Source organism: Acinetobacter populi (assembly GCF_002174125.1).
Classification (GTDB): domain Bacteria; phylum Pseudomonadota; class Gammaproteobacteria; order Pseudomonadales; family Moraxellaceae; genus Acinetobacter; species Acinetobacter populi.
This window is the reverse complement of sequence record NZ_NEXX01000005.1, coordinates 1-15,170: the sequence shown is the minus strand read 5'-3', so window position 1 is coordinate 15,170 and position 15,170 is coordinate 1. Positions and strand designations below refer to the sequence as shown.

12 protein-coding genes are annotated in these 15,170 nt (G+C 42.8%); 10 read left to right on the top strand and 2 right to left on the bottom strand.

Translation table 11 applies throughout. From position 1 onward, the window contains the following. Positions 1 to 87 precede the first annotated feature (87 nt). From CAP51_RS12830 to CAP51_RS12805, 6 genes are read left to right on the top strand one after another with little or no spacing between them, the layout of a single operon-like run. The gene (locus CAP51_RS12830) at positions 88 to 1,011 is read left to right on the top strand and encodes an ABC transporter substrate-binding protein (protein WP_087621174.1); all 924 of its coding nucleotides are present in this window, start codon (positions 88 to 90) and stop codon (positions 1,009 to 1,011) included. After that, positions 1,004 to 2,164 (top strand): phosphotransferase enzyme family protein, encoded by a 1,161-nt coding sequence (locus CAP51_RS12825; RefSeq protein ID WP_087621173.1) that lies wholly within the window; start codon positions 1,004 to 1,006, stop codon positions 2,162 to 2,164. The genes CAP51_RS12830 and CAP51_RS12825 overlap by 8 nt, the downstream gene beginning before the upstream one ends. After that, the gene (locus CAP51_RS12820; protein ID WP_087621172.1) at positions 2,157 to 3,029 is read left to right on the top strand and encodes a sulfurtransferase; all 873 of its coding nucleotides are present in this window, start codon (positions 2,157 to 2,159) and stop codon (positions 3,027 to 3,029) included. The genes CAP51_RS12825 and CAP51_RS12820 overlap by 8 nt, the downstream gene beginning before the upstream one ends. Then, positions 3,029 to 5,227 (top strand): TonB-dependent siderophore receptor, encoded by a 2,199-nt coding sequence (locus CAP51_RS12815; RefSeq protein ID WP_087621171.1) that lies wholly within the window; start codon positions 3,029 to 3,031, stop codon positions 5,225 to 5,227. Before CAP51_RS12820 ends, CAP51_RS12815 begins: the two co-directional genes overlap by 1 nt. Positions 5,228 to 5,245: 18 nt before the next feature. Further along, on the top strand, positions 5,246 to 5,821 hold the full coding sequence (gene pnuC / locus CAP51_RS12810; protein ID WP_087621170.1) for a nicotinamide riboside transporter PnuC: 576 nt from the start codon (positions 5,246 to 5,248) through the stop codon (positions 5,819 to 5,821). A gap of 33 nt (positions 5,822 to 5,854) precedes the next feature. Beyond that, positions 5,855 to 6,652, top strand: a complete 798-nt coding sequence (locus tag CAP51_RS12805) for a 5'-nucleotidase, lipoprotein e(P4) family (protein ID WP_213062696.1) — start codon at positions 5,855 to 5,857, stop codon at positions 6,650 to 6,652. An 82-nt stretch (positions 6,653 to 6,734) separates the two neighbouring features. Here CAP51_RS12805 and CAP51_RS12800 read toward each other — a convergent pair whose 3' ends face one another. Beyond that, on the bottom strand, positions 6,735 to 8,399 hold the full coding sequence (locus CAP51_RS12800) for a sulfatase-like hydrolase/transferase (protein ID WP_087621169.1): 1,665 nt from the start codon (positions 8,397 to 8,399) through the stop codon (positions 6,735 to 6,737). A gap of 177 nt (positions 8,400 to 8,576) precedes the next feature. After that, on the bottom strand, positions 8,577 to 9,359 hold the full coding sequence (locus CAP51_RS12795; protein WP_087621168.1) for a Crp/Fnr family transcriptional regulator: 783 nt from the start codon (positions 9,357 to 9,359) through the stop codon (positions 8,577 to 8,579). Between the two features lie 376 nt (positions 9,360 to 9,735). Between CAP51_RS12795 and CAP51_RS12790 the strand changes: the two genes are divergently transcribed. The 4 genes from CAP51_RS12790 to CAP51_RS12775 all read left to right on the top strand — a co-directional run. Beyond that, on the top strand, positions 9,736 to 10,704 hold the full coding sequence (locus CAP51_RS12790; RefSeq protein ID WP_087621167.1) for a TauD/TfdA dioxygenase family protein: 969 nt from the start codon (positions 9,736 to 9,738) through the stop codon (positions 10,702 to 10,704). 179 nt (positions 10,705 to 10,883) lie between these two features. Beyond that, positions 10,884 to 11,978, top strand: a complete 1,095-nt coding sequence (locus CAP51_RS12785) for an ABC transporter substrate-binding protein (protein ID WP_087621166.1) — start codon at positions 10,884 to 10,886, stop codon at positions 11,976 to 11,978. Positions 11,979 to 12,118: 140 nt separating this feature from the next. Continuing rightward, positions 12,119 to 13,051: a TauD/TfdA dioxygenase family protein gene (locus tag CAP51_RS12780; RefSeq protein ID WP_087621165.1), complete on the top strand. Its 933-nt coding sequence runs from the start codon at positions 12,119 to 12,121 to the stop codon at positions 13,049 to 13,051. 319 nt (positions 13,052 to 13,370) lie between these two features. Then, positions 13,371 to 15,170 (top strand): TonB-dependent receptor (locus tag CAP51_RS12775; RefSeq protein WP_087621164.1); only part of this gene is annotated, 1,800 nt, incomplete at its 3' end.

The window sequence follows — 15,170 nt, the reverse complement described above, 5'->3', positions numbered from 1 at the left end:
AAAACGGATATATAAATCTTAAAATTTGATTGGTATGTACCACTGAAATCTTATAGTTTTTCTGCATTGTTTCTAAGGGTTGTTGTGATGTCCTCGATTAAAGTTGCACTTGAATATTTTCATCCATGGCCGAATTCTGCCGGATTTTATTATGCGCGCGAACAAGGTTTGTTTGCGCAATATGGTCTGGAGGTGGAATTTATTGTGACTGATCCGGGTAGAGGCGATGCACTGGAATATCTCCATCAACAGGCAGTGGATTTCGCGATTTTTCCAACCAATCGTTTATTCGTGCGCCGTGAACAGGGGCAAGCTTTATTGGGGATTGCGGCGATTAATCATACCGGACTGGAATCGATCCAAACCTTGCGTGAATTTAATATTCATCGTCCTAAAGATCTCGAAGATAAACGACTCGCGCTTAATCCGACACCGCGTGGACTGGCCATGATCAAACATCTGGTAGAACAGGATGGTGGTGATTTTGATAAGGTGATCTTGGTCGATGCCGGTAGTCGGGAATATACTCCGACCGATTTAAAGGCAGGTCATGCTCATGCAAGTTTTGGCGGTTACTGGGTTTGGGAAGCCTTAATGGACAGCCCGATTGATCCTGATGAGCGGGTTGTCTGGCCAGTCAGCCAAATCGGTGCGCCGAATTATCATAGTTATCTTTTGGGTATCAATGAGGCGCAGTCACGGTTGTCTGATCAGCAGATTCGGCATTTTATTGCGGCGCTGCAACAAGGCTATCAGGCATTGCAATCTCAGCCGGAACAGGCACTTGCGATTTATGAACAGGTGATTCCTTATTTCCCGCGGGCATTGATTCAAAAATCTTTAAATACAGTCGCCACAACCTGGTTTTCTTCCGAACAATGGGGCATACAAAATGCCGATTTTCATCAGGAATATGCAGCATGGTTGCAGCAATATGGCATTTTAAACGATGCACAAATCTGGCAGCAGGCGACCAGTAACCGATTTATTACCGAGGTGGCCAATGCCTGAATTAAACGATCATTGTGGTCATGGCATGGGTACCGATCTGGAATCAAAAGACTGGGTCAATATCAGTGCCGAAGATTTAAAGCGTATTCAACCTTATTATCCTGTTTTACAGGGGGAAATGGACATCATCTGGCATAGTCCTAGACCCTTTTCATCGGCCAGTATTATCCGTAGCGCACAGGGCGAATTTTTACTTAAACGCAGTCATCATTCCTTTCGTAGCGTTGCAGACTTACAGCAGGAACATCATTTTATTGCACATCTGGCACGTAAAGGTGTCGCTGTGCCGCAGATTTTTAGCAATGCGCAAGGGCAGACGGCAACTGCGCTGGATGACTGGATTTATGAACTGCATGAGAAAGTAGCGGGTGAGGATATTTATGCCGATCAGCAGTCATGGAAATCATTTTTTGTTGCGCAACATGCGTTGCAGGCAGGTAAAGCATTGGCACATCTGCATGTGGCTGCCGCAGATTTTTTGCCGGATCAATCCAGAACCACACAATATTTGATTTCCAACCAGAAAATTATCGAAAGTCCGTCGATTTTACAGGCTTTTGCCGATCGCATTCAGCAGAGTCCCGCACTATCTGAATATTTCGCGCAGTATCCGGTATCTGATGATTTTCTGGCTTTACTGCTTCGGTTACAGCAGCCGTTATTAGCGCAATTTCCCAAGTTTAAAAAAATCTGGACACATAACGATTTGCATGCGTCCAATCTGTTATGGCGTAATGGTTCAGATCAGGCAGAAGTTGCGGCAGTGATTGATTTTGGTCTCACTGATTTGACTTCAATACCTTACGATATTGCTGTGGCGATTGAGCGTAACTTTATCGACTGGCTGGCACTGGATCAAGGCAATGATCTGCATATCGATGTTGAAAGCTTGTGTGCATTTATACATGGCTATGCACAAACTGGAGAGAATCTGGCGCAACTGGATTTTGTGCCTGATATTTTACCGTTGGCACATATCGATTTTGCCTTATATGAGCTGGAATATTTTGTCGGAATTACCCGCAATGAAACGCATGCCAAGGCGGCTTATGCGTATTTGATTGAACACACCTATTGGTTTGTCAGTGCACAGGGACAAGATTTTCTTGCACAACTGAAACGTATCATCCACGCACGAGGTGAGCATGTATAACCGTAAAAATATTTTAATTGAATGTGATGAATTGCAGCGTATTGGCACCGAACATTTTTTCATTTTTGATGCCACGGTTTTGTTAGAGAAGCCTGCTTTTGATGGCGATTATCGTGTGCAAAGTGGATTGGCATGCTGGCAGAAAAAACATATTCCGCATTCGCTGCATATCGATTTATATCATGATTTTAGCAATCCTGATGTGAATTATAGTTTTGCTGTACCTGAGCCACAAGTTGCCCAGCATTTTTTAAGGCAGCTTGGGTTATCTCAGGATTCGGATATTGTGATTTATGATGCCAAGGATGGGATCTGGGCTTCACGATTATGGTGGGTATTATCATCGTTGGGCATTAAAAGCCGGATTTTAAATGGAGGATTGACTGCATGGGAAAATGCCGGTTATCCGGTTCAGCAGCAAACCCATGTACCAACATCGATACAGTCTGGTGATATCACTGTGACTGCGCTGGATGGGTACTGGTGTGATCTGCAAGAGGTCAAGCAACGTTCACACCAAGAGCCCTCGGGGTTGGTCTGTGCTTTGGGACCTGAGCAATTTACGGGACAGGGTATTACCCGTTACGCGCGTCGTGGCGCCATTCCAAATAGTGTCAATGTTCCGGCACGGCTTTTTATCGGTGAAGACAATAAATTTATTTCCGATCAAGAGATTAAAAATACCCTGCAACAGTTGTCTTGGCATGAAGATTTAAATGTTTTGTATTGTGGCGGGGGAATTTCGGCATGTGTGCTTGCCGTTGCCATTGGTTTGGTTTCCAGCCAATCTTTATCTATTTATGATGGCTCGCTGCAAGAGTGGGCACAAATTTCTGACCTTCCACTTGTTACAGGTACGCCCTAATGCAGATTCAAAATTTTAAACCACATCGACTCAGCCAGACCCTTCAAGCCGTGATGTCGTCTTCACTACTGATGATGACGAGCTCTCATCTTTATGCAGTAGAAGTTGATGAGGCTGAGGTCAAACAGCTGGAAACCATTCATGTCTATGCTAGCAATGATCAGCAAAATTATGGCAGTAAACGGGTGGAGATAACAGGTTTTGGCAGCAAGGAAATCACCAAAGTACCTGCATCGATTACAGCAGTGACTTCCGATCTGATTGCTGACCAGCAAGCCAAAGTTCTGACTGAAGTGATCAAGAATGATGCCTCAGTTGGCGATGGCTATGCTGCGGTGGGTTATTATCCCAATATTGTGTCCCGTGGTTTTGCTTTGGATTGGGCTTCGAGTTATTTGCTTAATGGTCAGGCAATTCGTGGTGAGCAAAATATTGCACTGGAAAATAAGGAGCGGGTTGAGATTCTCAAGGGTGTATCAGCGATTCAAAGTGGGATGTCGACCCCGGGCGGTGTAGTCAATTATGTGACCAAGCGTCCCAAGGATATTCGTGCCATCAACATCAATGCGGATAGCAATGGCGGGACATCATTGGCATTGGATCTGGGCGGCTTTGTCGGTCAGGAACAGCAACTGGGTTATCGTATAAACGCGGCTGCCGAAGATATTCAATCCTATGTTGAGCATGCCAATGGTAACCGCTATTTCGGCTCTCTGGCACTGGACTGGAATATTAATGAGCAATCGCAACTTCAGTTTGATCTGGAATCACAGTATCAACGACAACGCTCTGTTCCCGGCTATCAATTGCTGGATGGCAAAGTGCCTGCGATCAATGATCTGGATTGGGATCGGCTTTTGGGGTATCAAAGCTGGAGTCGACCTGTCAGTACGCATGCCTTAAACAGTAGTCTAAAATATCAGTATGCTTTTAATGCAGACTGGACAGCCAGTGTTTCTGCTTCACATAGTAAAGTGGTGATTGATGATTACACGGCTTTCCCGTGGGGCTGTTATAGTGATGTTTGTCAATATACTGGTTTGGGTAATAGCTTCGATCAAAATGGCTATTATGATATTTATGACTATCGTAATCCGGACGATACGCGGGAAACCAATCAGTTTAAAGCGGCTTTAAATGGAACTTTTAATACTGGATCTGTGCTGCATCATCTAATGCTGGATCTAAGCCAGACGGATAAACAACGTAAACGCTATGAAGGTGTTAATGAACTGATTGGCACGGGCAATATTTATCAGGATACGGTTGATTATGCTTCGGTATCAGCGTCAAATGGCGAGTTCTATCAATCCTTAAAGAGTAAACAGCTTGCAGTGACTGCACTGGATCGACTGGAATTTAATCCGCAATGGTCAGTCTTGCTGGGCGGGAAATGGCTGCATCTGGATGAAAAAGCCTATGATGTCGGGCATATTGAAACACGCCATACCGACCTCGATAAATTCTTGCCGCAGGCTGCACTGATGTATAGTCCATGGCAGGATACCAATGTCTATGTATCCTATGTCAAGGGTTTGACCGATGGCGGTACAGCACCATGGTATGCTGAAAATGCAGATCAGATTCTGGCGCCTGTCAATTCAACTCAGTATGAGATCGGGATTAAACAACAGATTCATAACTATCTACTGACTGCGGCATTATTTGATATTCGTCAGGATAATCAATATACCCGACCTGAGGCGGATGGTTCATTGACCTTTATTGCCGAAGGTAAACAGCATAATCAGGGTGTGGAACTGGCTCTAAATGGCGAACTTACAGATCGCTTAAAACTCAACTCCAGTCTGGCTTATATTCGTTCCAGACTAGTCGATATTGATACCGCACAATACAAAGACCATCAAACCCAGAATGTTCCCAAAGTCAGATTTGCCACGTATCTGTCTTATGATCTGCCACAATTGGAAGGTTTGCGGGTATTGGGTGGTGTGCAATATAGCAGCAGTAAATTTGCCAATAAAGAAGCCACTGCAAAAGTGGGTGGATATAGTGTCTTTGACCTCGGTGCTGCCTATAATTTTCAGCCATATGGTTATGACACAACACTACGCATCAATATCGAAAATGTCTTGAATAAAAAATACTGGCGTGATGTGGGTGGCTTTATGGGCGATGATTATTTATTTCTTGGCGCACCCCGTACGGCAAAATTTTCTTTGGCCTTTAATTTCTAAGGGGTAGGGAAATATATCATGACAAAGTTAGAGATCAGCGCCTTTATTTTGAATGTGCTTGGCGTATGGTTGACATCAATGCAATATCGCATTTGCTGGATCATCAATATTGTTGCGGTTGCGCTCTATGTCATGATTTTTTATCAGGTCAAACTCTATGCCGATGCCATGCTGCAAGGGATATTTATTCTATTGCAGTGTTATGGCTGGTATAGCTGGTCAACCCAAAAAATGTCCAGTCAATATAGTGTATCCAGTATTGGCAAAACCACATTGTTAAGCAGTTTGCTTCTGGGCTTATTCACGGGGCTGTTACTCGGATTTTTATTCCATCGCTATACTGATGCTGCATTACCATGGCTGGATTCTTTGCTGGCCGCCTTTAGTCTGGTGGCGAGTTTCTGGGCCGCCAAAAAGTACATAGAAAGCTGGGCTTTATGGTGTGTACTTGATGCGATGTATGTTTGCATGTATCTGAGTAAATCCTTATATCTCACCTCCTTTTTATACTTTATTTTTATCTTATTGGCGCTTAATGGCTGGCGTATGTGGCGGCATAAGATGCAAAAGGCTGCATATCGTCCGGTGACATGATGCAGTTAAATCAGGATTCAATGGAAAGATGTAATGCAATATACTCAACTGATTTCATGTATGTTTGGTACTCGGTTTAAATCCAGTTTTGCGCTTTTGTTGACAGGGACATTGTGTCTTTCTGCCCATGCCGATCTTTCCATGCAGGGAACCACCATTTGTGCTGCCAAAGCCTATGAGATGAGTCTGAAATATCAGCAACAATCTGCCGAAATACAGGCGCTACAATTGCAGGCTTACCAGATTGCAACACTGCGTTTGCAACATATTTTGGCGCAAACGCCCGAGGCGAAAAATCTGGCGATTGTTATCGATTTAGACGAAACCGTACTGGATAATAGTGATTTTCTGGTCAGCAATATTCAGCATTGTATTGATTATACCGAGTGGACCACGTGGAGTGAGTGGGAGAAAAATGGTCAGCCGAAATTGATTGTTGGTAGTCTGGATTTTCTCAACTTTGCGTCACAGCATCAGGTGGCTATTTTTTATGTGTCTGATCGTTCCGAGCAATATCGTACAGCCACCGTCAATACCTTAAAACACCTAGGCTTACCACAAGTCAGCAATGATCATGTTTTACTCTATGGTAAAAGTAAGGAGCAACGACGGCAATTGATTGCTCAAAACCATCAAATTGTCTTATTGATTGGTGACACCTTACATGATTTTTCACAGGATTTTAATCAGCAACAGTCCAAATCCCAAAGACAAGCAATGATTGAAAAAAATCAGTCCCGTTTTGGACAAGACTGGATTATGTTGCCGAATACCAGTTATGGGGCATGGAGTAAGGATGCTTTTACCGAGATGGGCAGACCTGAAAATTAAAACCAGAGCTGATTTAAAGTCCTAAAAAAACCCGGAAATTTATTTCATATCAAAGTTCCGGGTGCTTGGTTTGGGTTAATTGTTATACTTCAAATGGCTCTGCATTTTCATTTTGCAGTAAGCGTCGGGTCGGAATATTTTCGACCACGCCATTTTCCCGCACATAGGTCGCCCAGTCTTGTAAAAGTTCTTGCAGTTTTTCCGGATATTGCTCGGCCAAATCGTTGACTTCTCCTTTATCTGTTGCCAGATCATAAAGTTGCCAGCGATTCGGGCCATTCGGTGCAGGAATAAACAAGGCTTTCCAGTCGCCTTTTCTTAATGCTTTCTGACCAAACAACTCCCAGCCGGTAATATGCTGATCATCATGAATATGCTCTTGCTGTTGTTGTAAATAAGGCAGGATAGATTCACCGCGTAAAGGCACCAGTTGACGACCTTTATACTCTGTCACGGGATGCTGAATATTCAGATAATCCAGTAAGGTCGGCAGAATGTCCATTACGGTCAGAAATTCATGACTGATCTGTTGCTGACGTGCAAATTTTGGATAATGGATAAAAGAAACCGTGCGGATACCGCCTTCACTGGTATGTGCCTTATACAGTCGGGATGGTGCGGTGGCTGCCTGTGCCCAGTGTTCGCCATACCAGACATACGAGTTGGCTCGTCCGATATTGTCCAGACTATTGTCGTAATATTGCTCGATAATCTGGTTTAGATTACCGCCAAAAACCGGTAGGGCTTCTAATTGTGCGCCTTCGGCACCATTATCTGACAAGAAGATAATAATGGTATTGTCCAGTTGCTGTTTGGATTCAAGATAATCCAGCACCCGACCAATATTTTGATCCATGCGGTCAACCATGCCGGCATAGACTTCCATGGTTCGGGCCGATTTTGCTCGTTGTTCATCGCCTAGTTTATCCCAGAACGGGGTTCTGGCCAGAATCGGATGGGCTGTAACAGTATCATCAACCAACTGTAATTGTTTTAAGCGTTTTAACCGTTCTGCACGTAGGGCGACAGGACCTTGATCATATAAGCCTTTATATTTTTCAATATTTTCCTGCGGAGCCTGCAAAGGCCAGTGCGGTGCAGAAAATGGCAGATAGGCAAAGAACGGACGATCTTGTCGTGCCGTATCATCTTGTAAAAATTCCAGTAAGCGGGTGGTAAAGTAATCTGAAGAATAAAAACCTTTGGGTAATTCTTCCGCAAACTGGTCGCCTTCGGCGTATAAACCGCGCGTGGATTTTAATAATCGCGGAATGTTTTCTTCGGGAATATCTGCTTCAAAAAGATAGTGATTGGCAGCGCCGGGTAATAAGGCAAAAGAGCGTTCAAAGCCTTTTTTTGCCGGGAAGTGTTCAGGGGTTAAGCCCAAATGCCATTTGCCGGAAATTACGGTGTAATAGCCTGCATCCTGTAGTAATTCAGGCAGGGCAGCAACCCGTTGATTTAAAACACCTTCATAGCCTTCTTTACCTTGTAATTCAGGGGTTAAGGCTTCTGCCATTGTTCCCAAACCGGCCAAATGGTGGTCTGTGCCAGACAATAACATGGAGCGTGTTGGAGAGCAGGTCGATGCGGTGTGGAAATTGGTAAAACGTAACCCTGCCAATGCCAGTTTATCCAGATTTGGGGTTTGAATTTCACCACCAAACGCGCCAATATCGGAAAAGCCCAAATCGTCTGCAACAATCAATAAAATATTCGGATGTGTTTGCGTTGTTGGTTGTGTCATAGCGATAATATTCCATATTCAATAGAGGCTATTAATGTTTTATCAATGAAATGCGGGGTAGGCTAAAATTCAATAGATGCGGTTATTATTGATGTTTTAAACGCAATGTTCTGTAAGTCAAATGACAGTTATATGAACAATATCAGATATTAATATCAATGAAGATGATATAAACGATTATAGATGGACTAATGCCCTGAGTTTCCCCAGATTTAAAATATGAACCTGATTATATTTGACTTCTGCAATACCATGTTGTGCCAGCCAGAGTAATTCCTTATTGATGCTTTGTCGCGAGGTATGTAAAAGCTCGGCAAAATTTTCTTGGGAAAGTTTAATATTCAATGTGGTGTCTTGCTTGTCCTGATAGGAAAAATATTCCACCAGTAGTAACAAATGACGTGCAAGTCGGCCTCGTAATGACTGCGTAGACTGATGATAAAAATCATCAAATAATAAGTGGTTACGATTGCAGATCAGTTCCAGTACCGCCAGCGAAACCTGATGATTTTGTTTTAGGATCGAATAAAAAATATGGCTGGGAATCGTGGCAATCACGGTGGCATCATGGGCCACATGATCATGGGTTAAATTCAATCGCGAGATCAGCGGCACAATATTAATCAGGCAACCGGCAGGAATAAAGCGATGCACAATTTGTTTGCCGTCGGCGACATGCCAAGCCAGTTTAATGCTGCCCCTAAGAATTAAAGTTAATTCATTACATGAGGTACTTTTATGAAAGATCATCTCATTACTATGATAGCGGCTAATTTTTAAGTGCTTAAAAATCTCTTGTTGTTGTTCCGGCGTGCATAATTGAATCAATTTATAATTTAATAGAAATTCCTGTGCAGTGTGTTGCAGGCTTTTATTCTGAAATTGAATAGGCGCGGGTAATGTCGTGAATTTTTTTTCGAACTTCGGAAAAGAAGATTCCAGATGTGCAGTTTTAAGCATCGTAAATTTCTCGCATTAAAATCGTGGCGAATAATAGAATGGCGATCGAATCAAAATAGGAGAAAGTTTGATTTGTATGGTTTTATACAGCAATAATATCTAATGAAATAAAATTTCACAGGATAAATGCCAGATAAAATAATTCCCGACAAGAGAATAAGACAAATCGTGAATGATTGACTATAAATGAAATAAAATCGGAATATAAATAAAAAAATGTGATTAATTTATGATAAATCCAGCATATTGTTGACGGAATTTAGCCGAAAAAAAGATATATATAGCATTATTTAATCGGTAAGTTGTCTAGTATTTGACAGAATAAAAGGTGCATGCGCTTGCATAATAGAAAAAATGCAACGATGAGTGCCATAAAATGAGTGAAGTTATTGAACGCGAAGCAAGTAATAAGGCCAAACAACAACTAATTATATCACCTATTTCGGGTCGTATAGGTGCGCAAATTAGCGGTGTAAAACTATCTAGTGCATTGTCGGCAGAAACCGTACAGCAAATTTATCAGGCCTTGCTGGAGTATAAGGTAATCTTTTTTAGAAATCAGCAGCATCTGGATGATCAGGAACAGGAAAAATTTGCAGCACTTTTGGGCGAACCTGTGCGCCATCCTACTGTACCAACGGTAGAGGGGACGCAATATTTATTGGAGCTGGATTCCCGTTATGGCGGACGTGCCAATTCATGGCATACCGATGTGACCTTCGTCGATGCCTATCCAAAACTGAGTATTTTAAGAGGCGTGACCATTCCAGAATTTGGTGGCGATACCACCTGGGCCAATACCGAAACAGCCTATGATGAATTACCTGAGGTCCTCAAAGAACTGGCCAATCATTTACGCGCTGTTCATAGCAATGATTACGATTATGTCGGCTTAAAGCCTGATGTCGATCCTGATGTGCTGGCTCGATATAAAAATATTTTTGCGTCGGTGGTCTATGAAACCGAGCATCCGGTGGTACGGGTGCATCCGGAAACCGGGAAACGTAGTTTATTACTGGGACATTTCTTTAAACGCTTTGTTGGTCTAAATGCCCGCGAGTCTAGCCGTATCTACGATATTTTACAGGAACGGGTGATTCGCCCGGAAAACACGGTGCGCTGGCGCTGGCAGGCGGGTGATGTTGTCATTTGGGATAATCGCGCAACCCAGCATTTGGCCGTCAATGATTATGGTGATGTGCATCGTGTGGTGCGTCGTGTCACGCTGGCAGGTGATGTTCCAGTGGGTGTGGATGGTCGCAACAGCATCACTATTTCGCCCAAGGGCTTGTCGGCGGCGGAATTGGAACAGGCCAAGCGCGATGCCGTTTTGGCAGCAAAGTAAAGCATTGTCATCATTCCTATACATGGGAAAGATTGATTTTTTTGCTGCTTTGGCGCGATATCCATCATTATTAGTTATTCATTTTAATACTTTATTTAGCAGAATATCGTGATTTGTCTGCATTGTATTAGGGTGTCTTTCGCTTGATGATGGAATAGTTAAATATTGAAGGAAGTCCAATGGCGAATAGCATAAAAAACAGAAAATATTTTTGGGTCATTCCGTTATTGATTGTCCTGATTATTTTATTTGTGATTTTTAAACCCAAAAATTTATCAGAAAAAACAGTCAATTCAAATCAGCCAGCGAGTCACGTATCGGTGATCCGGATTGCTGTACCGGATTTAAGTTCAAGTGACAGACACAGTAGTGGTACTGCGCTGATTGATAATATTTATTTGAATAAATTGCTGGAAAAAGAGTTTGACAAAGATCAGATCAAAATTGAGTGGCAATTTTTTAAAGGTGCGGGACCAGCGATTAATGAGGCTCTGGCCAATCAACAACTGGATTTTGCCTTTTTAGGTGATCTGGCGGCAATTATTGGCAAGGCCAATCAGATAGATACACGATTATTGGTGGCAACCGTACGTCAGTCCAACGGTTATTTGGCAGTACAGCCCAATCAGGGCTATGACAATCTGGAAAAATTAAAAGGTAAGCGGATCGCGGTATGGCAAGGTACAGCATCACAATTATCATTCAATCGCTTTATTGCCCAGTATGGCTTGAGTGAAAAAGATTTTCGTATCGTCAATCTTGATCCCCCTGCGATGAATGCGGCATTGGTCGCCAAGCAAATTGATGCTGGTTGGGGCAGTTTGGGTTTATTGGCATTGCAGCAAAAAGGAATTGTTGAGATTCCATTATCTTCCAAACAGGGGAATGGTCAGGCAGGTACCACCGAAGCCGGATTGGTTGGACGTAGTGCTTTTATCCAGCAATCTCCAGAGCTAACACAACGTCTGGTCAATACTGTCTTGAAATCTGCACATTGGGTAGCACAGCCAGAAAATCGTGAGGCTGCGATTGAATTGGTTGCCAACAATGCGAATTATCCTGTTGCACTGTATGCACTCGGTTTCAAGGATCAGGATTTTAAAGTTGTACATTCACCATTACTGGATCAGGCCTATATTGATCATTACCGTCAAGGTGTAGACAGTGCACTGAAAGCCCAACTGATTCGACAAACATTTGATGTCGATCAATGGGTCGATCATCAATTTGTGGATCAGGGAATTAAGCAATTGGGATATGAAAATGTCTGGTAATCCAGCAAGTAAAAAAATCACAAGAGAAAGTGTTTTGGTGATTTCGAAATAAAGCATGGCTGGCAACAGAATCATCCAGTCCATACCACGGTTAACCTGTGTGAGATATAAAGCAATTTAAAACAAATCAAGGAGTTATCATGTCAAGTTTAACACAACTATCTTATAGTATTGAAAATGCGCCAAAATGGCATGAATCAGTGCTGCAAGGTGTAGAGCAATTAACAGTCGCTCCGATTGCTGATGCGCCTCTGGGTGCTGTGGTAACAGGGCTTGATGCCAGACAGCCACAAAATGCCCAGACCATTTTAACCCTGAAAAAGGCATTGCAGGATCATTTAATTCTGGTGTTTAAACAGCAGGATTTGACGGATGAGCAGCTATTGGCGTTTGCCAGTTATTTCGGCGCAATTTTTAAACCACCGGTTGATATTCCGGTATTGGCAACGCAAAAAACTGACGGTTTGCCACCGGATGTTGTCCCTGTATCTAATGCAGTAGGGCAAGGCGATTATACCGGGAACAATGAGCTAACACCGCATAGTGATCATCACTGGACGCCACAGCCTTCAAGTGGTTCATTATTATATGCCATTGAAATACCCAGTGATGGTGGCGCGACCAGTTGGTATAATACAGTGCAAGCCTATCAGGATCTGGATGAGGAAACCAAACAGGAAATCCGCCAACTCCAGTTGATTACCTATAATCCGTTTTTACGTCAGGGTACAGGTATTTATCCAAAATATCGTTTTTCTAATCAGGAAATTTTAGGTGCTGCATTTCCGCACCCTTTGGTGCGGACTCATCCTGAAAGCGGCAAGTTGGGGTTGTATCTGGATACCCATACCGAGGTGGAAGTGGTGGGTTATGATGACCAAAAAGGCGCGCAACTGATTGAACGTTTACGACAACATATTGCACAGCCCAAATATCGCTATGAACATCAGTGGGAAATTGGGGATATTGTGTTCTGGGATAATCAGTTGACCTTGCATTCACGCACTGCATTTCCATCAGAACAACGAAGATTATTAAAAAGAGTAAGTCTGGCCGGTGGACGACCTTTTTAAATCTTTAAAACCATATTAAAAATAGGGTTTATTCATTATTTATAAATGGTGAATAAACCTTTTTTGTATCGAAGTCTTTATTATTTTAAAACCAATATAACTCATGATTAGATTTAGAATAAATGCGTCTAATATTTTAAAAAAATTATATATCTTTATATTTGATATCTTATTCTGAATAAAACGCTGAATGTGTCAGTGATTTGACAGCTTTTTAATCATTTTTTTTAAACAATATCATCCAAGGATTTTTTGATTTTTGCCTGCGCGATATGGAGATGAATCTTCAATAGCCAAGGAAGTTTTTATGAGGTCGTTGATGGAAAAGATGAAAGCGAAATTTAATTTGGGGAACGCAATACAGCCGAGTCAACTGGCACAATCCATCGCATGGATTCTTTTGGGTTGCACAGCATCAACTCTAGTGATGGCACAAGATGAGGTGCTGGAAACACAGCAGAGTGGGATTGTACAGCAACAACCCGTCAATGAAGCAGATGTGGTTGAACTGGACGCTGTGGTGGTGACAACGCGTCGTCGTGAAGAAAAGGCGCAGGATGTTCCGACACCGATCAGTATTTTAAGTGGTCAGACTTTGGAGTCCCAGCGTTTAAGTCGGGTAGAGGATTTACAACAAGCACTACCTAGCTTGAATGTGGCTTTTCAGAATCCACGCCAATCCAGTGTTGCCATTCGTGGTCTGGGCAATAATCCGGCCAGTGATGGATTGGAAGCCAGTGTTGGCGTATATCTGGATAATGTGTATTTGGGCCGTCCCGGTATGGTGGTATTTGATATTTTGGATGTTGCGCAACTGGAATTATTACGCGGACCACAAGGCACGTTATTTGGTAAAAATACCACTGCGGGCTTGCTCAATATCACCTCTAAAGCACCGACGTTTTATCCAGATAACACGCTGGAAATTTCTGCCGGAGAAAGGAACTATTTTCAGGCCAAGGGCAGTTTATCGGATGCTTTAACGGAAACTGTCGCCGGACGTTTTTCTTTTTATAAAACCGTACAGGATGGATTTATTGAAAATGTCGCGCAACCTGATGCCGATAAATTAAATGATATTGATCGTCAAGGGGTGCGTGGCCAGATCTTATGGCAACCCAGTGATAATTTTAACTTACGCTGGATTGCCGATTATCATGAAGAAGATGATCAACAGGGGATGACGGTCACTTATTCCAGAGGACCGACCTTTACTCATCCAACTTATGGGGCCAATTATAATCAATATCTAAGTAATGTTGCTCAAGCTGGTGGTGATACTCAGATTCTGAACTGGAAGGATAAAAAGATTGCAGCAGATGCCAGTCAACGCATGCAGGTTGATCAGGGCGGAACCTCAGTGGAGGCCAACTGGACACTGGATAGTGGTAAAAAGTTAACCTCGATTACCGCTTATCGTTTTTGGAACTTTACCCCGACCAACAGTGACAATACCACCGCAGATGCGATTCGTAATACTGGTGTTGCAGTTGAAGATAAACAATATTCACAGGAATTGCGTCTGGCTTCTGCCAGCAATCCAACTTTTGATTGGGTCACAGGTTTATATTATTTCCAGCAAAATCTGACCAATCATTCCTTTACCTATTATGGCGATGCTGCGGATCCTTTTTTGTTTTATCAGAATGCAGCTTTACGAGCTGTGGTTGGCAACAATAGTGCAAATATTTTAAATAATCGAGAAACCCATACCTATGGCTATGCCGATACCAAAAGCTATGCGGCATTTGGTCAAGGCACATGGCATACTACGCCAAAACTGGATATTACCGCCGGTGGTCGGGTGACTTATGAAGATAAGGAAGCTCGAGTCAATCGTCTTGCACCGATAGGCGGTGTGAATACGGATTATCAGACGGTGCTTAATAATCAGATTGGGGCCTATGATTCAGGCAAACTGAACCTGAGTGATACCAGTTATTCCGGATTATTGACGGCGAGTTATAAAATTAATCCCAACAATTTATTCTATGCAACCTATTCGCATGGTGAAAAATCTGGTGGTTTTAATTTAGCCGTAGGCACAGCACCGAGTGCAGGCGCAGATTCACTGAAAGTTGATCCAGAAATAGCGGATAACTATGAAATAGGTTTAAAA